This is a genomic window from Kitasatospora sp. NPDC090091 (genome assembly GCF_044747365.1).
Lineage (GTDB): Bacteria > Actinomycetota > Actinomycetes > Streptomycetales > Streptomycetaceae > Kitasatospora.
Window position 1 is genome coordinate 1 of record NZ_JBIVDY010000017.1, and the last position, 19,656, is coordinate 19,656.

Below are 19,656 nucleotides of genomic sequence, written 5' to 3' on the forward strand. Positions count from 1 at the left end.
CACGCCCTCCCGGTCGGTGGTGTGGTCGTCCGCGAACCGACGGTCACCCGTCGCGTCCGGCACGTACTTCACACAGACAACGATCCTCAAGCTCATGAGCGGTTCTCCTGATACGGGTGCGCTGGTCCATGGGCCTCGGGTCATGCCGAGGGTACTGAGTGCCAAACCCGGTCCGGCCGCTGCCCGCGCGCCCGGGGCGCCACCTGGACCGGCATGCCGTGTCGGCTCTCTTCGACTGGCGTCAGAGGCTTACCGAAGACAATACGGTACTCAGTACCCCGCGTAAAGGAACTCAGTACCCTTCGGCCGTTCGCTCACCGATCACCGAGCACGACGGCGGCCTCGGCGGTGTAGAGGCGGAAGGTCAGCGACTCCTGGAGGTAGAGCGAGACCGACCCGGCGTCGTGCGAGAGGTAGCCGACCGAGACGTCCTGGCCGAGGAAGAGCTCGAAGTCGCCGCCCCGGGTGGAGAGCAGGTAGGCGCCCTCGATCGCCGGGGCCCAGATGATCTCGCCGTCGAGGAGGCGGGCGATGTGGGCGGCGACGGGGTAGCCGTGGTCGCTGGTCTCGCTGACCGCGGTGAAGGTGTCGGCGCCGAGCAGCAGGGAGTACGGGCCGCCGACGCCGGCCAGGCGCAGCGCGGTGAGGGCCTGGCTGACCGTGGTCGGGTAGCTGCGGACGTCGTCGGGCAGCGGGATCGGCGGGTTGCTCGCACCGGCGCGGATGCCCTCGACGGCGGCGGCCGGGTAGCCCTCGAAGATCGCGCGGTCCTCGGCGAGGGCGAGGGTGCGGGCGGCGTCCTTCACCGGCTGCCAGTCGGAGTCGCGGGAGCCGCGCTCCACGTCGTCGACGGCCTCGCGGCTCACCGTGAACGGCACCCGCAGCTCGACCACCGGCCGGGCGTCGCGGGCGTGCGCGAGGACGCCCTCGGCGGGCGGGTCGATCCGGGTCAGGTGGCCGGTGCCGACGGCGGCGAGGGTGGCGCCCTCGGGGCCGCTCAGGTCGACCACCCGGCGGCCCGCGACGTGGAGGGTGAAGGTCTGGCGGGCCTCCTCCTCGATCTCCGCCCAGGCGGCGGCGGACACGGGGGCCAGGTCGCGGTGGAGGTTGCTCATCGTGCGGGGGTCCTCTTCAGACTGCCGATGGCGAGCGAGCCATCGGAGGCGGCGGCGGGGATCTCGGTGGGGCCGGGGGCGGGCACGGCCTCGGCCCCGGTCGCGGACGGCGCGGGCGGTGCGGGCGGCGGGTCGGCCAGGAAGTCGGCGGTCGGCACGTGGAACAGCGAGCCGGTGACGGCCGTGGAGAAGTCGAGCAGCCGGTCGTGCCGGCCGGGCGGACGGCCGAGGAACATGTTGCGCAGCATCTCCTCGGTCACCGCGGGGGTGGCGGCGTAGCCGATGAAGTACGTCCCGAACTCGCCGCCCCCGGCGAAGGAGCCGAACGGCATGTTGAAGCGCATGATCTGCAGCTCCTCGCCGTCCGGGCCGGTCACCCCGGTGAGTGCGACGTGCGAGTCCGGCGGCTTCACCGCGTCGGACAGCTCCACGTCGGTCAGCTTGGTGCGGCCGACGGCCAGCTCCTGCTGCTCCACCGTGAGGGCGTTCCAGGCGTCCAGGTCGTGCAGGTACTTCTGCACGATGACGTAGCTGCCGCCGGCGAAGGCCGGATCCTCCGCGCCCACGGTCACGGCCGCCGCGGCCGCCCCGCCCTCGGGGTTCTCGGTGCCGTCGACGAAACCGAGCAGGTCGCGGTTGTCGAAGTAGCGGAAGCCCTCGGCCGAGTCCACCACGGTGGCGGCGCCGGCCAGCCGCCCGGTGAGCAGGCCGGCCAGTTCGAAGCAGAGGTCCATCCGGGCGGCCCGGAGGTGGAGCAGCAGGTCGCCGGGGGTGGCGGGGGCCCGGTGGCGGGGGCCGGCCAGCTCGCGGAAGGGGTGCAGCCCGGCGGGCCGGGGGCCGGCGAAGAGCCGGTCCCAGGCGTCCGAACCGATCCCGGCGACGCAGGCCAGTCCGCCGTCCGGGGCCCGGAAGCCGACCGAGCGGCGCAGGCCGGCCAGGTCGGGGAGCAGGTCGCGGACGGCCTGTTCGCCGCCGGGGTCGATGGTCAGCACCAGGAAGACGGCGGCGCCGGTGAGCGGGGTGAGGACGTCCTGCGGCCGCGGGGGCGGTGCAGGGGCCGGCCCGGAGGTCGCGGCGGGCGGTGGGGCGGGCTCGGGCGGCAGGGGGGACGCGGACGGCGGGACGGACTCGGACTCCACCTCAGGACTCCCGGGAGGGCAGGGCGCAGCGAAGCAGCGGAGATCTGATCATCCGTACGATTACACCGCAGAGCGGACATTCGGGCGCGCCGGGCGGCCGCGCGTCGGCCGCCCGGACGGCCCGGATGCCCCGGACGGAGCGGGGTCCGTCCGGGGCATCCGGGTGGTGGGCCTCAGGGCCGCAGCCCCTCAGGCCCGCAGGGCCGCCAGCTGCTCGGCGAACGGCACCACGGCCTCCGGCCGCTCCGCGGCGGCCGGGCCGCGCCCGGTCAGCAGCGCCGCCAGCTCCTCCGCCGCCCGGTCGATCCGGCCCGCCAGACCGCCGGTGTGCCGGTCCCCCGTCGCGCCGAAGTCGTCGGTGGCCGCGTACACCGCGGTGGGGACGACGACCGACCGCAGGTAGGCGAAGAGCGGCCGGACGGCGTGCTCCAGGGCGAGCGAGTGCCGGGGGGTGCCGCCGGTCGCGGCGATCAGCACCGGTTTGCCCGCGAGCGCGTCGTGGTCGATCACGTCGAAGAAGGACTTGAACAGGCCGCTGTACGAGGCGGTGAAGATCGGCGTCACGGCGATCACGCCGTCCGCGTGCGTCACCGCCTCGATCGCCTCGCGCAGCGCCGCTCCCGGGAAGCCGGTCACGAAGTTGTGCGCGATGTCGGTGGCGAGGTCGCGCAGCTCGATCACCGTCACCTCGGCGGCGCCGCCGAGCCGGCGCACCGTCGCGTCGGCGAGCCGGTCCGCCAGCAGGCGGGTCGACGACGGCTTGCTGAGCCCGGCACTGACCACGACCAGCTTGAACGTGCTCATTCGGACACCTCCACGAGCTCCCGGCCCTCGGCCGCAGCGACCCGGGCCGCGTGCGTCGGCCCGTCCGGGACGCCGGCCGGCCGCCCCTTGGCGAACTCCTCGCGCAGCACCGGCACGACCTCCTCGCCGAGCAGGTCCAGCTGCTCCAGCACGGTCTTCAGCGGCAGGCCGGCGTGGTCCATCAGGAACAGCTGGCGCTGGTAGTCGCCGAAGGTCTCGCGGAAGGTCAGTGTCTTCTCGACGACCTCCTGCGGGCTGCCGACGGTGAGCGGCGTCTGCTCGGTGAACTCCTCCAGCGACGGCCCGTGCCCGTACACCGGCGCGTTGTCGAAGTAGGGCCGGAACTCGCGCACCGCGTCCTGCGAGTTCTTCCGCATGAACACCTGCCCGCCGAGGCCGACGTACGCCTGCTCGGCCGTGCCGTGGCCGTAGTGGGCGTAGCGCGTGCGGTAGAGCTCGATCAGCTTCTGGAAGTGCTCCTTGGGCCAGAAGATGTTGTTCGCGAAAAAGCCGTCACCGTAGTAGGCGGCCTGCTCGGCGATCTCCGGGCTGCGGATCGAGCCGTGCCAGACGAACGGCGGGACGCCGTCCAGCGGACGCGGGGTGGAGGTGAAGGACTGCAGCGGGGTCCGGAAGCGGCCCGACCAGTCGACGACCTCCTCGCGCCACAGCTGGTGCAGCAGCGCGTAGTTCTCGACGGCGAGCGGGATGCCCTGGCGGATGTCCTTGCCGAACCACGGGTAGACCGGGCCGGTGTTGCCGCGGCCCATCATGACGTCCACCCGGCCCTCGGCGAGGTGCTGGAGCATCGCGAAGTCCTCGGCGATCTTCACCGGGTCGTTGGTCGTGATCAGCGTGGTCGAGGTGGAGAGGATGATGCGCTCGGTCTGCGCGGCGATGTAGCCGAGCATGGTCGTGGGCGAGGACGGCACGAACGGCGGGTTGTGGTGCTCACCGGTCGCGAAGACGTCCAGGCCGACCTCCTCGGCCTTGCGCGCGATGGCCACCATCGCCTTGATCCGCTCGTGCTCGGTCGGGGTGCGGCCGGTGGTGGGGTCGGGGGTCACGTCGCCGACGGTGAAGATTCCGAACTGCATGCTGCTCACCACACTCCTGGTGAATCCCGGCTTCAGGATCCGATCGTCAAAGTTTCAACCACATTAGCACCGGGCGGTCCGGGGTTATTCCGGGAGCGTGCACAGCCGCTGTTCCGTGGGTGCACGGCCGGTCGCGGCCCGCCGCTGCGCGGGCGTCCGGGTGCACGGCTGCGCAGGTGGGACGGTGCTCAGCGCACGGCGGCGGCGGCGGTGACCCGGCCGGCCGGGTCGACGGTGATCTCCACCCCGGCGGCCTGCGGCGCGCCGTCCGGGCCGGTGCGGTGGTAGCCGAGCGTGCGCGAGGCCCCGTCGGGCCCGCCCGGGGTGACCGTCGGCGCCACCGAGGCGGTCAGGTCGGCGAACCACTCCGCCGCGAACCGGGCGCCCGCCGCCACCTGCTCCTCGGCCCCGACCGGCACCGCCCCGACCGGGCCCGGGGCGCCGTCCGCGGGGCCCGGCACGGCGGTGAAGGAGAGCAGGCGCCCCGCCGGCCAGTCCGTCCGGAAGCTGCCCGCGTCGGTGGTGACCGCGAAGCGCGGCGCCGGGAGCACGGACGTGGTCAGCACCCGGGCCTGCGGGCCGTACAGCCGGGCGGTCAGCGCGGTCGCCAGCGCGAGACCGCCGTCCCCGTCCGGCGCCGGCCGCGCACCGGCGGCGGGGGTCCGGACGCCGAGGTCCCGGTGGACCGGGACGGCGATCTGCAGCACCGCCGCGACCGCCGCCAGCCCGGCCGCCCCGAGGCCCAGCCCGCCGAGCGCGTCCCGCAGCAGCGGGGCCCGCAGCCCGGTCCGGCGCAGCGCCAGCCAGCCGGCCGCCAGCACGACGCCCAGCAGCGCCCCGGCCACGTTGGCCAGCAGGTCGGCCGCGTCGCAGGCCCGGCCGGTGCGCAGCAGGGCCTGCGCGGTCTCCAGCGCGGCGGAGGCCACCACCGCGCCCGCGGCCACCGCGAACGGGCGGCGCAGGGCCAGGACGGCGAAGAGGGCGGGAACCCCGAACAGCGCGGCGTTCATCAGCCCCTGCGGGCCGAGCGCGTTCTGCCAGGCGCCCGGGCCGTACGCGCAGCTCGGCGCCGGGTGGGCGCCGGCGATCGGGGTCAGGGTGACGGCCAGCACGCCCGCCCCGCCCAGGGCCCAGAGCACCGTGGCGACGGGCGGGAGCTCCCGGCGGCCACCCTGCCACCGGGCGAGCGGCACGAGCAGCAGGGCGAACACGAGGAAGAACGGGAGCAGGTCCGGCACGGCGGACAGGCTGGCTTCGAGCATCGGGGGCGCGGCTTCCGGACGGGGCGGGAACGGGCGGGCGTCGCTCACGGCTCCGCGCACAAGCGTGCCGCCCGCCGCCTGCGGCCCGCGTGGGCGGTCGGCGGCTCCCCCGGGAACGGCGGCCAGCGTACGGGTCGGGCCGACCCGCCATCAAGGTCCGCGCACCGCACGGGAGAAGAGCCGATCGCCGGCCGCAGCGGCGGTGCCCGCGACGGCCGGCGGGCGCCCCGGTCGGGGCCCCGGTCCGGCCTTCCGGCGGAGGGCGGCCGGCGGCCGGACGGCGGGCCGCCGGAGCTGCGGCGCGCGACAATGGGAGGGCAAGGACGGCCGGCCCGGACCTCCGGAAGGGCGGCGAGCCGATGGCGGCCTACATCGCGGTGAGCGCGCTGAGCCACGAGGGCCTGGTGCGGAAGCGCAACGAGGACAGCCTCACGGTCGGGCCGTGGACACTCTGCGCGACCGTGACCACCAATCCGCAGACCCTGCTGTTCCCGCTCGGCCCGCCGTGCGTGGTCGCCGTGGCGGACGGCCTCGGCGGGCACCCGGGCGGTGAGGTGGCGAGCGCGCTGGTGGCACGGGAGCTGGCCGCGGCCGGACCGGCCCTGGACGGCGAGGAGGCCGTCCGGGAGACCCTGCAGGCCTGCAACCGGGCCGTGTACGCGGTGGCGGCCGGCGATCCGGGCCTGGCCGCGATGGGGACGACGGTGGCCGGCCTGGTGCTGCTCGCCGAGCAGGCGGTGGCCTTCAACGTCGGCGACAGCCGCGTCTACCGGGTCGCCGACGACGGGCTGCGCCGGGTCAGCGTGGACGACAGCCCGCCCCCGCCGCCCGGGCGCCGTACCACCGCGATGGTCACCCAGACCCTGGGCGGGTCGTTCGGCCTGACCTTCGTCGAACCGCACGTGCGCAGCGCCCCGCTGGCGGCCGGCGACCGCTACCTGGTCTGCAGCGACGGCCTCACCGACCCGGTGCCGGAGGAGGAGCTGGCCGAGCTGCTGGCCCGCCACCGCGCGGACGTCGAACGGGGCGACGGGCGGGCGGCGTTCGAGCTCTGGAAGGCGGCGATCGAGGCGGGCGGACCGGACAACATCTCGCTGGCGCTGGTGCGGATCGGCGCCTGACGGGCGGGAGTTCGCGGGGCCCGCCCGGCGCGCCGGGGCCCCGGCGGGCGCGGGTGCGCTCCGCCGGGGCCCGCGGGTGTGTGCGGACGGTCGGGTGATCAGTACTCGGCCTTGATGTTCACCCCGCTGAAGCCCTGCTGGGCGTAGAGGCTGAAGTACACGTAGCCGGCGGGCGGGTTGGTGACGGTGAGGGTCTCGGTGTTGTTGGCCAGGTTGGTGGACTTGGCGGTGTAGGCGTTGGTGTACGCCCAGCCGCCGGAGTTGTAGTAGAGGTCGGCGTTGCCGGTGCCGCCGGTGCTGCTGACCTTGAGCTGCTTCGTCCCGGCCGGGACGTACAGGTAGAAGTGGGCGTAGTTGCCGGTGGTCGCCGCCGCGTTGCTGCGCCGGCAGTTGCGGTCCAGCTGCCGGGTGTCGGCGCCGGAGCACTCGGGCAGGCGGGCGACCGTGACGGACTGGCTGGTGCGGGCGGTGGCGCCCTTGTCGTCGGTCACGGTGAGGGTGACGGTGTAGGTGCCGGCCGCGGTGTACCACTTGGTCGGGTTGGCGGCGGTGGACGTGGTGCCGTCACCGAAGTCCCAGGCGCGGGAGGCGATCCTGCCGTCCGGGTCGGTGGACCGGTCCACGAAGGTGACGGCCAGCTCGCCGACCGCGGTGGTGAAGGCCGCCGTGGGCGCCTGGTTGCCGGGCGGGGTGGTGCCGGAGCAGGTGCCGGCGGCGCACGTGGTCAGCCAGGCATCGAACTCGGCGTCGTACCGGGTGCCGACGGTCTGGGTGAGGTAGCTGCGGGCGCCGTTCCAGTCCCCCGCGCGGTACTTGGCGAGCACCGCGTCCATGTCCGCGCGGTGCTTCTCCAGCATGAAGCGCACGGCGAGGTAGCCCCAGCGGTAGATCCGCTCGGAGTCGGCGTTGTCGTAGGTGGTGTCGAAGAGGGTCCGGAGGGTGTAGGTGTGGCGGCCGGCCGCGGTCATCGCGGCGTCGTACGGCACCTTGCGGTACGAGTAGGAGACGTACTCGGCGAAGCCCTCGACCCACCAGACGGTCGGCGTCGCCGTGCCGGCGTTGAAGTCGCCGTACATGTCGAAGCGGCCGTCGAGGTAGTGGGTGTACTCGTGGTTGAGGTTCCAGACCTGGAAGTCCGGGCGCACCCACTCGGCCTCGTAGGCGAGGAACCGCGGCTGGTTGCCGGCCGCGGCCGGGTTGCCCTCCAGGTACATGCCGCCGTTGTTGGTGTCGATGCCGTAGATCATCGCGGCGAACACGCCGTAGTCGAAGCGGCCGTGGAAGACCACCACCTCGATGGTGGTGTTGCGGTCGTCGGCGACCGGGCCGTTGTCCCGGGCCACCGTGTGGAAGTACGCGTCCTGGCCGTTCAGGCTGGTGCAGGCGGTGTTCAGCTGGGTGGCGTCCAGGGCCTGGGCGAGGATCCGGATGCTCGGGCTGCAGGTGTGGCTGACGGTCAGGTTGGCCGCCTTGAGCCGGTTGGCGGCGTCACAGGTGCCGAAGTAGGAGCAGTTGCCGCCGTCGTACTCGTTCGCCATCTCGGCGGCGGCGGCCCACTGGTAGGCGGTACGGCCGCCCACCGAGGACTGGTCGGCCAGGCCCTTGACCAGCGGGCGGGCCTTGGCCTGCAGCGGGGCGTACTGCAGGAAGCGACCCAGCTCGCGGGCGCCGTTGTAGACCAGGAAGGTGTAGTCGCCGCCGAGTTGGGCGTTGTTGGCGGCCGCGAAGTTGTACAGCGAGTCGAGCACGCTCGGGTCGGCCTGGACGGCGCTGACGAACGCGGGCAGCTGGTGCCCGCGCCACAGCACGGTGAAGACGCCGTTCAGTGCGTTGCCCATGCCGACCGGGTTGTGGGTGGCGGCGTTGTAGTCGGCCAGCATCCGCTTCACGACGTAGAGGTAGCGGGCGTTCTCCTGCGCGCTGTCGATCAGGGTGACGGCCTCGCCCAGGGTCCCGGCGTTCTCCGAACTGACATCGCGGGAGTGCGAGTTGGCGAAGAAGGCGTCCAGCGCGGCGCGGATCGAGGTCTGCAGCGCGGTGCCGTACTGGCCCACGTCGGCCGAGTGGTACCACTGCACGAAGTAGCCGGCGCGCAGGTAGAGCACCAACTGCTCGGCGGAGGTGGTGTTGTTGCCCGGGTAGCTCGCGGCCGTGTCGCGCAGGGCGTCGGCCACGGTGACCATCTGCGCCTCGCGGAACGCCTTGTTCGCGTCGGTGCCGGTGAGCGAGAAGAGCCCGTTCACACAGCCCACCTCGGCGGACTTGATCACCTGGACCAGGGCGGCACCGGTGCGGCTGGTGAAGTCACCGACGTTGCAGGTCGCGGCGGCCGCCCCGATCGCCGGGGAGGCGCTGCTGCCTTGGGACTTGACGGCGGTGCGGCCGGCCTCGTCGGTCGGCGCGGTGGCCGAGAGCGGCGCGCGGTCGCTGGCCGGCACCGGCCGGTTCCTGCGGCCGTCCTCGGGTGCGGCGCCGATGGCGGGCTGCGGAGCGGGGCCGGCGGGGACGGCGGACGCCGCGCCACCCGGCTGCGGCGAGGCCGGGGCGGCCTGGCTGCGGGGTGCGAACAGGCCGACCGCCAGCAGCAGCGCCATGGCGATCGTCAGCAACCTGGCCATTCCGGCCAGTTGCGGAAAGGGTCGTGCGGTTCTCACGTGGGGGCCTCCGAACCTTGGCGGCCGCGTTGGGGGCGCGGCCGTGCGGGGAGTGAGGACCGTTGCGCCGAGGCCGTGGGGCGGCCCCGTCGAGCACACGGTGGGGAGTGTGACATGTACCATTACACACATCACACGGCGCCGGGAAGCCCTCGGACGTGAGTTGCCGTCAGCAGGCCTGAGATCTCTTCAGGCCTGCGGTGAAAGGCCGTTGTCTTCACGACGGCAGCCGCGTGCGGGCTGCGACAGGGGCGCACCCCCTGTCGCAGCCCGCACGCGGCACACGTCCGACGTGCCGAGGGGCCCGCCCAACCTCCTTTGCAGGAAGAGCGGTCGGGCGCGGCGCCCGCCCGCTACTTGCGCAGCAGCAGGACGACGCCCGCGGTCACCAGACCGACCGCGACGGCGGCCGCGCCGTACACGAGCCGGTGCGCACGCAGCACGGGCAGGTAGCGGTCCACCGCGTAGCGACCGGGCCCGGTCAGCGCGAGCGCGGCGGCACCGGCGGTCAGCAGCCACTCGTACTCGCTGCCCTTGGGCGCGAAGAACCCGCCGCCCCAGGTGACGGCGAGGGCGTTGACCATGGTGCCGAGGATGGCGGCGGCGGCCAGCGGGGTCAGCAGGCCGGCGGCGAGGGCGAGCCCGCCGAACGTCTCGGTGAGGCCGGCCACCACGGCCATCGCGTCGCCGGCCGGGTAGCCGCTCATGGTGAAGAACCGACCGGTGCCGTCGATGCCGCCGCCGCCGAACCAGCCGAACAGCTTCTGGCTGCCGTGCGCGGCCATGGTGAGGCCGAGGACGAGGCGCAGCAGGAGGAGGCCGGCGTCGTAGGCGTGCGGCGAGGCCGCGGCGGGCTCGGGGGCCGCCCGGCCCGGGAGGACGGTGGCGGCGGCGGTGGTGGTGGGGGCGGTCGTGCTCGGGCTGGTGCTCGGCATGCGCGTCTCCATCGGTCGAGGTCAGTCGAGGGGATGAGGGTGGCGCGGCGAGCCACCCGGGAAGGTTGTTCAAATTCGAACGGCCGCAGCTCGACCGTACCTGTCGGTTCGAATTTGAACAACTTCGCGCGGGGCGACGCCTCCGGTGGCGGTGGGGCCACCGGCCGGGCCCTCGGCCGGGGCCGCGGTCGCGGCGGGCGGGGAGTCGGGGGCAGGGTGGAGGTATGGCTCACCGCAGGGAACACCGACGGTCCGCACAGCCCGGGACGCCGTACGCCGAGGCGCTGCACGAGTTCGGCGAACGCGTCCGGCTGGTCGCCCCCGACCAGTGGGACGCGCCCACACCGTGCGCCGACTGGTCGGTCCGCGACCTGGTCAACCACCTCACGTCCGAACAGCTGTGGGTGCCGGAACTGCTCATGGGCTCGACGATCTCCGAGGTCGGCAGCCGCTTCGACGGCGACGTGCTCGGATCCGACCCGGTCGGCGCCTGGACGGCCGCCGCCGAGGCCTCCCGAACGGCGTTCGAGGTGCCCGGCGCGGCCGAGCTGACCGTCCACCTCTCGTTCGCCGACGTCTCCGGCCAGTACTACCTGGACCAGCTCACCGCCGACGCCGTCGTGCACACCTGGGACCTCGCCGAGGGGATCCGCCGCCGCACGCGGCTTCCGGCCGGTCTGGTGGAGTACGCGCTCGGCGAGTACGCCGGCTACGGGGACCTCTCCGGCAGCGGCCTGTTCGACCCGCCGCTCCCGGTTGCGGCGGACGCGAGCCCGCAGACCCGGCTGCTCGCCCTCACCGGGCGCCGCGACCGGCCCTGAGCAGGCACCGGGCAGGGCCCGGGGTGGCGCGGGGCGGGCCGCAGGCCGGTTACGCCCCGGCCTGTTGCGCTGCGCCACGGAATGGGGCCTGACCAGGGGTGATTCCCCGCCGCCCGCCGGTTCGCCGCAGCGACGCCGGATACTGGAGGTGTCGGGGGGCCACCGGACGAGAGGCGGGCGTGCCATGAGCCGCAGGCCGGACATCCTCGGCGAGTTCACCGCCGACCACCGGGCGGTGACGGAGCTGCTCGCCCGGATCGAGGCCGTGCCCCCGGACGGCCAGGAGCGCAAGGAGCTGCTCGATCAGCTGACCGACCTGCTGTTCAGCCACTGCGCCGCCGAGGAGGAGCACCTCTTCCCGGTGGTCCAGCACGACGTGCCGGACGGCGGGGCCCTGGTGTTCGCGTGCATCCACGACCACCTCACGATCGGCCAGTACCTCTCCGACCTGCAGAGTCTCGGCGCCGACGAGCCCACGCCCGGCACCCTCCTGCAGGGCCTGGCCGAGACCGTCCGGCGGCACCTGGCGGCGGAGGAGACCGGGCTGTTCCCGGCCGCGCGCAAGGCACTGCCGGCCGGCTCCCGGGCGGCGCTCGGCGAGCACCTGCGGAACGAGCGGGCGGCCGTCGTGGAGGCCGGTCCGCCGGCCGGAACGGAGGCGGGAACGGACGCCGGCGGCTGAGGCGGGCCGGGGCGCGACGCCGGGGCCGGGCCGCGCCGCCGGCGCGCTCGCGGGCGCGGCGCCCGCACCACCCCGGGCCCGGTCCGCTCAGCCCTTGGGACTGATCACCGCGAAGCGCCCGCCCTCCGGGTCCTGGAGGCGCGCCACCCGGCCGTACGGGGAGTCGAAGGCCGGTCCGAGTGCCGATCCGCCGAGCGCCTCCGCCCGGGCCAGGGCCGCGTCGGTGTCCGACACCGCGAACGACACCTCCCAGTGCGGGGGCATGCCGGCCGGACCGGCAGACTGCTCCCGGGCGAGGGCGGCCACGCTGTGGCCCTCGGTGCGCAGCACCACCCGGTCGTGCTCCCAGCGCACCTCGAACCGTTCCGGGTCCCGGCCGTCCCAGCGGAACACCTCGCCGTAGAAGAGCGCCGCCGCGAACGGGTCCGGCGTGCGCAGCTCGATCCAGACCGGTGCGCCCGGCAGGTCGAGGCGCCGGGCCCGGCCCAGCGGGCCCTCCCAGATGCCGAAGACCGCCCCCGCCGGGTCCGCGGCGAACGCCACCCGGCCGGCGTCGAAGGCGAGCGGGCCCACCGCGAGGGTGGCCCCGCGCTCGCGGACGGCGTCGGCGGCCGCGTCGGCGCTCTCGGTGCCGAAGTAGCTGGTCCACGCGACCGGCATCGCCCAGCCGCTGCCGGCCACGCCCAGGCCGGCCACCGCCTCTCCCCCGGTCACCGCGTGCACGTAGGGGCCGAACCGGTCCGGCCCGGGCTCGAACTCCCAGCCCAGCAGCGGGCCGTAGAACGCCTTCGCGGCGTCGAGATCGTGCGCCATCAGGCTCACCCAGCACGGAACGGCCGCCACACAGCGCACCGTGGCACCCTCGCCGCTGCCCATCGCGCACCTCCTCGAACCCGGCCGCCGGGCCCCTCCCGACTCCCGCGGCCGACCGGCCGCCCGGGCGAGTTCAGCGTAGGCCCTGTCCTGGGGAACGGCCCGGGGCCGCGCCGCCGGGGCACGCACTCCCGCGGCCTCCGGCCGGGAGAAACCCCTGCGCCGGGAGGCGTCGGAGGTTCGGTGCCCGTTCGAAGCCGCCGTGGCCTGCGCCGGGAGGCGTCGGGCGCGCCGGCCGCGGCCCGGGGAGTGCCGGCCCCCGGGTGGACGTCTCGTCGGACAGCCGGGAGGAGAGGCCCGAGAGGACGGTGACGGGTGCCCGGTCAGGCCTCCTCGTCCGCGGCCTCGGCGGCGGGCCGCGCGGTGACGCGAACCGGGGCACGGCGGGAGCGGGTGGGCACGGCGGTGGTGCCGAGCCGGGCGACCAGGTGGAGGCGGTCGTCCTCGGCGGTGTCGGCGGGCTCGGCGCCGTCGCTCCACGGCGGCTCGGTCCGCGGGCCGGGCCGGTCGTAGAGGGCGAGGACGGTGAAGCCGTTGACGGCGAGCAGGTGGCGCAGCTCCTGCGGGAAGAGCAGCCGCCAGGCGGAGTGCTGCTCGACCGGCGGGGCGCCGTCGTCGGTGGTCCAGATCCGGATGCGGCGCAGGAGTTGGGCGGCGTGGTCGATCCGGAGGGTGGTGTGCGAGGTGAAGACGGTGCCGTCGCGGGTCACGGTGTCGGTGCGCGGGGCGTCGAGGAGCTCGGTGCGGCCCAGGAAGAAGGCGCCGTTGCGCATCTCGGCGACCAGCAGGCCGCCGGGGCGCAGGTGGCGGCGGAGCCGGCCGAGCACGGCGTCGAGGTCGTCGTTGGTGTGGCAGTGGAGCAGCGCGCTGTCCAGGCAGAGGGCGGCGTCGAAGCGGCCGGGGAGGCGGAAGTCCCGCATGTCGCCGACGTGGTAGTCCGGCCCGGGGTGGTGGGCGCGGGCGTACGCGATCATCGCCGTGGAGCTGTCCAGGCCGGTGACGGTCCGCCCGGCGGCGCGGTGCAGCCAGGCGGCGTCCCGGCCGGTGCCGCAGCCGAGGTCGAGCACGGCGGGCCCGGCACGGTGGTCGCGGAGCACCGACTCGGCCCACCGGGCGGCGGTGAACCCGGGGTCGGGGAAGCGCAGTTCGTACAGCTCGGGGGTGTCGGTGAGCAGGTTGCGGCCGTTCATCGGGCCTCGCTGGGGAGTGGGCCGGCAGGGGCGGGGAGCCGCCCGGTGCGGTGCAACCGGGCGACCGCGGTGGCGGAGCCGAGTCCGAGGGCCGCGCAGAGCAGCCAGGGCGCGGCGGCGGTGCCGTCCATGGCGCGGCCGACCGCCGTGTTCCCGAGGGCCGCGGCGACACCGGAGACCACGTAGTACAGGCCGTAGTAGGTGCCGGTGAGGCCGCCGCGGGAGAAGGCGGGGATCAGCGCCAGGACGAAGGGCTGGGCGGTCATCAGGCCGAGTTGGAGCAGCAGCACGCCGCCGAGGACGCCCGGCAGGCCGGGGGTGGCGAGCGGCAGCAGGAAGCCGGTCCCGGCCACGGCGAGGCCGGGTGCGATCCACCGGGCGGGCGGGCCCTGCCGCTGGAGCCGGGTGGTGATGCGCAGTTGGAGCGCGAGGTTGGCCAGGGTACTGGTGAGGAAGACCAGGCCGACCGCGCCCGCCCAGCCGGTGGCGCGCCGGGCCGCGTCGGGCAGCAGCAGGTAGAGCTGGCTCTCCATGCCGAACTGGCCCACCATGGCGAACGCGAAGGCCAGGAACCGCCGGTCGGCGGCCGCCTCGCGCCAGTCGGCGAGCACACCGCGCGGTGGCGGCGGGACGGCCCGCTCGGGCAGGGCGAGCGCCTGGGCCGCGGTCAGCACGGCGAAGACGCCGGCGGCGGTGAGCGCGGCGGCCCGGAAGTCGACCAGCAGCAGGAGGGCACCGAGCAGCGGGCCGGCCAGCGCCCCGGTGGTGGCGAACACCGCGAACAGCGCGAAGGCGTCGGCCTTGCGGTCGGCGGCCTCGTGCGCGACGTAGGTGCGGACGGCCGGGTTGAACAGGGCGCCGGCCAGCCCGCTGAGCGCCGAGGCGGCGAGCAGCACGGTGAGCGAGTCGCCGAGCGCGAACAGCCCGAAGCCGAGGGTCCGCAGCGCGCAGCCGGCGATGATGACCCGGCGGGCGCCGAGCCGGTCGGCGGCCGAGCCGCCGAGGATGAACAGGCCCTGCTGGCTGAGGTTGCGCAGACCGAGCACGGCGCCCACGGCGAGGGCGGAGAGCCCGAGGTCGTGGGTGAGGTGGCCGGCCAGGTACGGGACGAGCAGGTAGAAGCCGGTGTTGACGCCGAGCTGGTTGACCAGCAGCAGCCGCACGGGCAGCGGGAAGCTCCGTACGGCGTGCAGCGTCCTCACCGGCCGGCCGCCGCCGGCGCTCCGCCCGGGGTGGGGCGGGCGGGCGCCGCTCCGCCCGCCCGGGCGCGGGCCGCCGCGGCCGGCTCGGCGTCCGGATCGGGCACCGGCAGGACACCCAGGCCGGCCCGGTCGGGCGTGCGGACGGTGCCGTCGGCGCCGCCGATGCCCTGCCACGGGTCGTGGGCGAGCAGCAGGTGCCCGTCCAGGTCGATCCAGCGGGCCCGGTCGGCCAGGTGGACGGCCGGGGCGATGCCCAGCGAGCTGGCGGCCAGGCAGCCGAGCATCAGCTCGGTACCGCTGCCCCGGAGGGCGGCGTGGATGCGCAGCACCTGGTGCACGCCACCGCACTTGGCCAGCTTGAGGTTGACGCCGTGGACCCGGCCGGCGAGCCGACAGGCGTCCTCGTGGTCGACGGCGTCCTCGTCGGCGATCACCGGCACCGGCGAGCGCTCGGCGACCGCGGCGAGGGCGTCCGGGGTGCCGGGCGGGATCGGCTGCTCGACGGCCTCGACCCCGGCGGCGGCGAAGGCGGGGATCAGCCGGTGGGCCAGGTCCGCGGTCCAGGCGCCGTTCGGGTCGAGCAGCAGCCGGGCACCGGGGGCGTGTTCCCGGACGGCCCGCACCCGGGCGAGGTCGTCCGCGGGGTCGGCCGAGCCGGCCTTGACCTTGAGCACGGTGAACCCGGCGCCGGCCAGCCGGGCGGCCAGGACGGCGGCTTGGTCGGGCGGCTCGATGCCGATGGTGCGGGCGGTGGCGGCGGCCACCGGGGCGAGCCGGCCGAGGAGTTGGTGGACGGGCGCGCCGGCCCGCTTGCCGACCAGGTCGAGCAGGGCGGCCTCCACGGCGGCCAGCACACCGGCCGGCAGCTCCTTGAACGGCGCGGCGCCACGCTGGAGTTCGACCAGCGCGGTCTCCGGGTCCGGGTAGCGCTCCAGGTCCGGGCGGAGCGCGTCGGCCTCGCGCCGGATCAGGCCGGCGGGCAGCCGCAGGTAGGCGCTGGCGACGGCCTCGCCGTGGCCGGTCAGCCCGCCGTGGCGGACGGCGAAGTGGACGGCGTCGCGTTCGGTGGTCACCGAGCGGGAGATCCGCAGCGGCTCGGCGAGCCGGAGCCGCACCGTGCGCACGTCGAGCCTCATCGCTCCCCCTCGGGCCGGTCGGTGGTCCGGCCGGTGCGGCCGGTGCGCTCGGTACGGCCGGTGCGCTCGTTGCGTTCGCTGCGCTCGGTGCGTTCGGTGCGTTCGCTGCGGTCCGGACGGGCGCTGCAGCTCGCGGGATGCGCCGGTCCCGTGCGGCCGGTGCGGCAGCGGGCCCAGCCGGTGACCTCGACGGCGGCCGGGTGCGGGATCTCGATCGGCCGCAGCGCGGCCCGGTCCGGCTCCAGGCCGTGCTGCCGGCAGAACCCGTCGTCGTACACGGTGCCCAGGTAGCGGTGCGGGCCGTCCGGGAAGACGGTGGCCACGGCGGCGCCCGGTTGGACCCGGGCCGCCCAGGCCGCGACCAGGGCGACCGCGCCGGTGCTCCAGCCGCCGCTGACGAAGGCGCCGCGGGCCAGCCGCCGGCAGGCGTCGACCGCCTCGGCGGGGCCGACCCAGTGGATCTCGTCGAAGGCCTGGTGGGCGACGTTGCGCGGGTGGATCGAGCTGCCCAGCCCGCGCATCAGCCGGGGCCGTGCGGGCTGGCCGAAGATGGTGGAGCCGACCGAGTCGACGCCGATCACCCGCAGCCCCGGCCACCTGCGCCGCAGCGGTTCGGCGAGCCCGGCGCTGTGGCCGCCGGTGCCGACGCTGCACACCAGCACGTCCAGGTGGTCGAGTTCGGCACCGATCTCCTGGGCCATCGCCAGGTAGCCGGCCGCGTTGTCGGGGTTGTTGTACTGGTCGGGCCAGTAGGCGTCCGGGAGCCGGTCGAGCACCTCACGCAGCCGGGCCAACCGGGCGGCCTGCCAGCCGCCGTGCCGGGCCGGCCGGTCGACCAGCTCCAGCCGGGCACCGTGGGCGTGCAGCAACTGCCGCATGGACGGCTCCAGTTCCTGGTCGCCGATCAGCAACACCGGGTGGCCGAGGGCCTGTCCGGCGAAGGCCAGACCGATGCCCAGCGTGCCCGAGGTGGACTCCACCACCGTGGCGCCGGGCCGCAGTTCACCGCGGGCGCGGGCGCCGCGGAGCATCGCGACCGCGGAGCGGGCCTTCATGCCGCCGGCACCGAGGCCCTCCAGCTTGGCCCAGAAGCCGGGGTGCGGGTGCGGCAGCGGGGTGGTGATCCGGGCCAGCGGGGTGCGGCCGAGCAGCGGCAGCAGGTCGGGGTTGCCGACGGCGGCCGGGGTGAGCAGCGCGGTCACCGGCTCCCACCGCCCACCGGGGCGGCGTCGCCGCCGTCGGGAGCGCGGGTGGGGGCGGGGTGGTGGCCGTCACCGCCGTACAGGTGGATCGTGCTGGGGCCGCCGTCGAGCCAGAAGAAGGGGTAGGGCTCGGCGCTCACGGCGCTCACCCCCCGGCCGAGCAGCCGGGGCAGCACCGCGCTGCCGGTCTGGGCGAACAGCACCAGCGGCTTGCCGGTGGCGCGGGCGTGGGCGAGCAGCGGGTCGAGCGTGCCGTTGCCGAGCGTCATGCCGGAGGCCAGGATCGCGTCGCAGGTGTCGAGCAGAGCCGTGGCGTCCGGGTGGACGGGCTCGCCCCATTCCGTGGTGCCGCCCTTGAGATCACAGGGCAGGTAGCCGACACCGTGCGAACGGAGCTGCTCCAGCAGCGAGTTCACCACGCCGACCACCAGCACCCGGCGGACCCGGGCGAGCGGGAGCAGGCCGGCCACGGCGCAGGCCCGGGCGCGGGACTTCTCCAGCGAGCCGCCGGCCGGGACGGTGACCCGGCGGGCCCCGTGCGCCCAGCCGTGCGGCAGGCAGTGCGCCAGGTAGGCGTCCAGGGCGGCGACCCGGACGGGGGTGAGCGGGTGGTCGAGCAGCTCGGCCACGGTCGCACCGACGCAGTCGGCGAGCGTGTCGGCGGGCAGGTCGCCGGGCTCGACGGCGCAGGAGCCGACCGCTTCGCCGAGGCGCAGGCTGAGCACCTCGTTGCGGTAGCCGCAGGCGCGTCCGGGGTGCCGGACGGCCTGGGTGGTGCCGAAGGCGAGGGCGATCCGCTGCCCGGCCGGATCGGGCCCGTACGCCCCGGCGCGGGCCTGGGCGACGATCCGGCCCAGCGCGGTCCCGGCCGCGCCGACGGTCCCGGTGGCACCCGGAGCCCCGGCCGCATCCCGAGCCCCGACCGCACCGCGAGCCCCGGCCGCACCCACGGCCCACGGATCGGCGGCGGCTCCCGACGGGGCCGAGGTGCCCGGAACGGCCGCGATCACGCGGGCACCGCCGCGGCCCGCTCCGGAGCGCCCGCGGCGGGGCCGGCGGCGGGAGTCGTGCCGGATCCGCCGATGCCCCCGGCAGCCGCCTCGGCAGCCTCGAAGCGCGGCGCCAGCCCGCCCAGCAGCTGCTCGGCCGCCCGGCGCGCGCCGGCCCCGACGGTGTCCGCCGTCATCACGTGCCCGAGGTACTCGTTGTTGCTGGTGGCGGGCCGCACCTCGCGGCCCGGTTCGGCGAGCGCCAGCTCGACCACCGCGGGATCACGCCGGACGGCGGTCTCGCCGTCGAAGCCCGCCAGCGGGCCGGTCTCCTCGCCGTCCGGGACGAGGAAGGCGATCGCGGCGCTGGCGACCCCGGTGGCGTGGACGGCGAGGTCGGGCCGGCGGCCGAGGGCGACGTCGACCGCGGCGGCGGCGAGATCGACCCCGGTCACCCGCCGGACCAGCTCGGTGATCCGGTTGCCGGCCGGCCGCGGGTTGACCTCGACCACCCGGGGCCCGGCGGGGGTCAGCTTGATCTCGGTGTGCGCGACGACCTGGTCGAGGCCGAGCGCCGCGAGTGCCGCCACGGCGGTGCCGGCCGCCGACGCCGCCTCGGCCGGATCGAGCACGGCAGGGAACATGTGGCCGGTCTCGACGAAGGCGGGCGCGCCCCCGACGCTCTTGTCGGTGATCCCGACGACGTGGGCGGTACCGCCGGCGGAGACCGTCTCGACGCTGACCTCCGGCCCGGTCAGCAGTTCCTCCAGCAGCACCACGGACGCCCGCCGCTGGCCCCGGGCGTTGACCGGGAACTCTTCCAACGCCTGCAGCGCGGCAGCCAGTTCGCGCTCGTCGCCGACGGCGCGGACCAGCATCCCGGCGCACAGGTCGACCGGCTTGACCACCAGCGGGAAGCCGATCGCCCGCGCGGCGGCGACCGCCTGCGCACGGTCGGTGCAGAGCGCGTACGCGGGGCCGGGGACGCCGGCCCCGGCGAGGGCCCGCCGGGTGAGGTCCTTGCGGCAGGCGGCGGTGACCGCCTCCGGCGCCGGCCCGGGCAGGCCGAGCCGGCGGGCCACCCGGGCGACGGTCGGCAGGTAGTAGTCGCAGGAGGAGAGCACGCCGTCGAAGCCGAGCACCGCGTGCATCCGTTCGGCGTACGGGAGCAGGGCGTCCGGGTCGTTGGTGTCGGCGGTCAGGACGTTCTCGGCGGCGAGCAGCGGGTGCGGGCCGCCGGCGGGAGCGGACCGCAGGTAGTGGTGCAGGTCGCGGGTGAGGAAGGTGAACCGGTGGCCGCCCTCCCCCAGCGCCCTCGGCAGCAGTCTGCTCATGGAGCCGACCCAGCTCTCGATCACCAGCAGATGCGCCACGGCTCTCCCTCTCGACGGCTACGGCAGCCCGGCCCGGCGTGCCGAGGGAGAAGGTAACGGC

17 protein-coding genes and 1 pseudogene are annotated in these 19,656 nt (G+C 75.5%); 3 read left to right on the top strand and 15 right to left on the bottom strand.

Annotated elements, in window-relative coordinates; all coding sequences use genetic code 11:
* The 6 genes and pseudogenes from ACIPSC_RS27060 to ACIPSC_RS27085 form a co-directional block, all read right to left on the bottom strand.
* Nucleotides 1–96, bottom strand: a pseudogene (locus tag ACIPSC_RS27060) (electron transfer flavoprotein subunit beta); the annotation flags it as partial.
* A gap of 218 nt (nucleotides 97–314) precedes the next feature.
* Nucleotides 315–1,115, bottom strand: a complete 801-nt coding sequence (locus ACIPSC_RS27065; RefSeq protein WP_400828682.1) for a family 1 encapsulin nanocompartment shell protein — start codon at nucleotides 1,113–1,115, stop codon at nucleotides 315–317.
* On the bottom strand, nucleotides 1,112–2,218 hold the full coding sequence (locus tag ACIPSC_RS27070) for a Dyp-type peroxidase (protein ID WP_400829040.1): 1,107 nt from the start codon (nucleotides 2,216–2,218) through the stop codon (nucleotides 1,112–1,114). The genes ACIPSC_RS27065 and ACIPSC_RS27070 overlap by 4 nt, the downstream gene beginning before the upstream one ends.
* Before the next feature lie 225 nt (nucleotides 2,219–2,443).
* Nucleotides 2,444–3,058, bottom strand: coding sequence for an FMN reductase (locus ACIPSC_RS27075; RefSeq protein WP_400828685.1), 615 nt, complete (start codon nucleotides 3,056–3,058; stop codon nucleotides 2,444–2,446).
* Nucleotides 3,055–4,155 carry an LLM class flavin-dependent oxidoreductase gene (locus tag ACIPSC_RS27080; protein ID WP_400829042.1) on the bottom strand — a complete coding sequence of 367 codons (1,101 nt, stop codon included), beginning with the start codon at nucleotides 4,153–4,155 and terminating at the stop codon, nucleotides 3,055–3,057. Before ACIPSC_RS27080 ends, ACIPSC_RS27075 begins: the two co-directional genes overlap by 4 nt.
* 188 nt (nucleotides 4,156–4,343) lie before the next feature.
* Nucleotides 4,344–5,465, bottom strand: a complete 1,122-nt coding sequence (locus ACIPSC_RS27085) for a VanZ family protein (RefSeq protein WP_400828688.1) — start codon at nucleotides 5,463–5,465, stop codon at nucleotides 4,344–4,346.
* A gap of 311 nt (nucleotides 5,466–5,776) precedes the next feature.
* On the opposite strand from ACIPSC_RS27085, the gene ACIPSC_RS27090 reads away from it, so the two are divergent.
* Nucleotides 5,777–6,538, top strand: a complete 762-nt coding sequence (locus ACIPSC_RS27090) for a PP2C family protein-serine/threonine phosphatase (protein ID WP_400828690.1) — start codon at nucleotides 5,777–5,779, stop codon at nucleotides 6,536–6,538.
* Between the two features lie 98 nt (nucleotides 6,539–6,636).
* Here the strand turns inward: ACIPSC_RS27090 and ACIPSC_RS27095 are convergent, their stop codons facing one another.
* A complete protein-coding gene (locus ACIPSC_RS27095) occupies nucleotides 6,637–9,156 on the bottom strand; it encodes a collagenase (protein ID WP_400828693.1) in 2,520 nt (839 codons plus the stop codon).
* Between the two features lie 389 nt (nucleotides 9,157–9,545).
* A complete protein-coding gene (locus ACIPSC_RS27100; RefSeq protein ID WP_400828695.1) occupies nucleotides 9,546–10,127 on the bottom strand; it encodes a DoxX family membrane protein in 582 nt (193 codons plus the stop codon).
* A gap of 224 nt (nucleotides 10,128–10,351) precedes the next feature.
* Here ACIPSC_RS27100 and ACIPSC_RS27105 point away from each other — a divergent pair, with 224 nt between their 5' ends.
* Nucleotides 10,352–10,948: a TIGR03086 family metal-binding protein gene (locus tag ACIPSC_RS27105; RefSeq protein WP_400828697.1), complete on the top strand. Its 597-nt coding sequence runs from the start codon at nucleotides 10,352–10,354 to the stop codon at nucleotides 10,946–10,948.
* A 184-nt stretch (nucleotides 10,949–11,132) separates the two neighbouring features.
* Nucleotides 11,133–11,630, top strand: a complete 498-nt coding sequence (locus tag ACIPSC_RS27110) for a hemerythrin domain-containing protein (protein WP_400828699.1) — start codon at nucleotides 11,133–11,135, stop codon at nucleotides 11,628–11,630.
* A gap of 87 nt (nucleotides 11,631–11,717) precedes the next feature.
* On the opposite strand, the gene ACIPSC_RS27115 is transcribed toward ACIPSC_RS27110, so the two are convergent.
* The 7 genes from ACIPSC_RS27115 to ACIPSC_RS27145 form a co-directional block, all read right to left on the bottom strand.
* A complete protein-coding gene (locus tag ACIPSC_RS27115; protein WP_313763075.1) occupies nucleotides 11,718–12,506 on the bottom strand; it encodes a VOC family protein in 789 nt (262 codons plus the stop codon).
* 320 nt (nucleotides 12,507–12,826) lie between these two features.
* Nucleotides 12,827–13,693, bottom strand: a complete 867-nt coding sequence (locus ACIPSC_RS27120) for a class I SAM-dependent methyltransferase (protein WP_400828702.1) — start codon at nucleotides 13,691–13,693, stop codon at nucleotides 12,827–12,829.
* A complete protein-coding gene (locus ACIPSC_RS27125) occupies nucleotides 13,690–14,895 on the bottom strand; it encodes an MFS transporter (RefSeq protein WP_400828704.1) in 1,206 nt (401 codons plus the stop codon). Before ACIPSC_RS27125 ends, ACIPSC_RS27120 begins: the two co-directional genes overlap by 4 nt.
* Nucleotides 14,892–16,031, bottom strand: coding sequence for a dipeptide epimerase (locus ACIPSC_RS27130; RefSeq protein ID WP_400828706.1), 1,140 nt, complete (start codon nucleotides 16,029–16,031; stop codon nucleotides 14,892–14,894). Before ACIPSC_RS27130 ends, ACIPSC_RS27125 begins: the two co-directional genes overlap by 4 nt.
* The gene (locus tag ACIPSC_RS27135; RefSeq protein WP_400828708.1) at nucleotides 16,028–17,233 is read right to left on the bottom strand and encodes a PLP-dependent cysteine synthase family protein; all 1,206 of its coding nucleotides are present in this window, start codon (nucleotides 17,231–17,233) and stop codon (nucleotides 16,028–16,030) included. Before ACIPSC_RS27135 ends, ACIPSC_RS27130 begins: the two co-directional genes overlap by 4 nt.
* Nucleotides 17,230–18,090, bottom strand: a complete 861-nt coding sequence (locus tag ACIPSC_RS27140; protein WP_400829044.1) for a Rossmann-like domain-containing protein — start codon at nucleotides 18,088–18,090, stop codon at nucleotides 17,230–17,232. The genes ACIPSC_RS27135 and ACIPSC_RS27140 overlap by 4 nt, the downstream gene beginning before the upstream one ends.
* Nucleotides 18,091–18,239: 149 nt before the next feature.
* Complete coding sequence (locus ACIPSC_RS27145) at nucleotides 18,240–19,595, bottom strand: ATP-grasp domain-containing protein (protein WP_400828710.1); 1,356 nt, start codon at nucleotides 19,593–19,595, stop codon at nucleotides 18,240–18,242.
* Nucleotides 19,596–19,656: the final 61 nt, after the last annotated feature.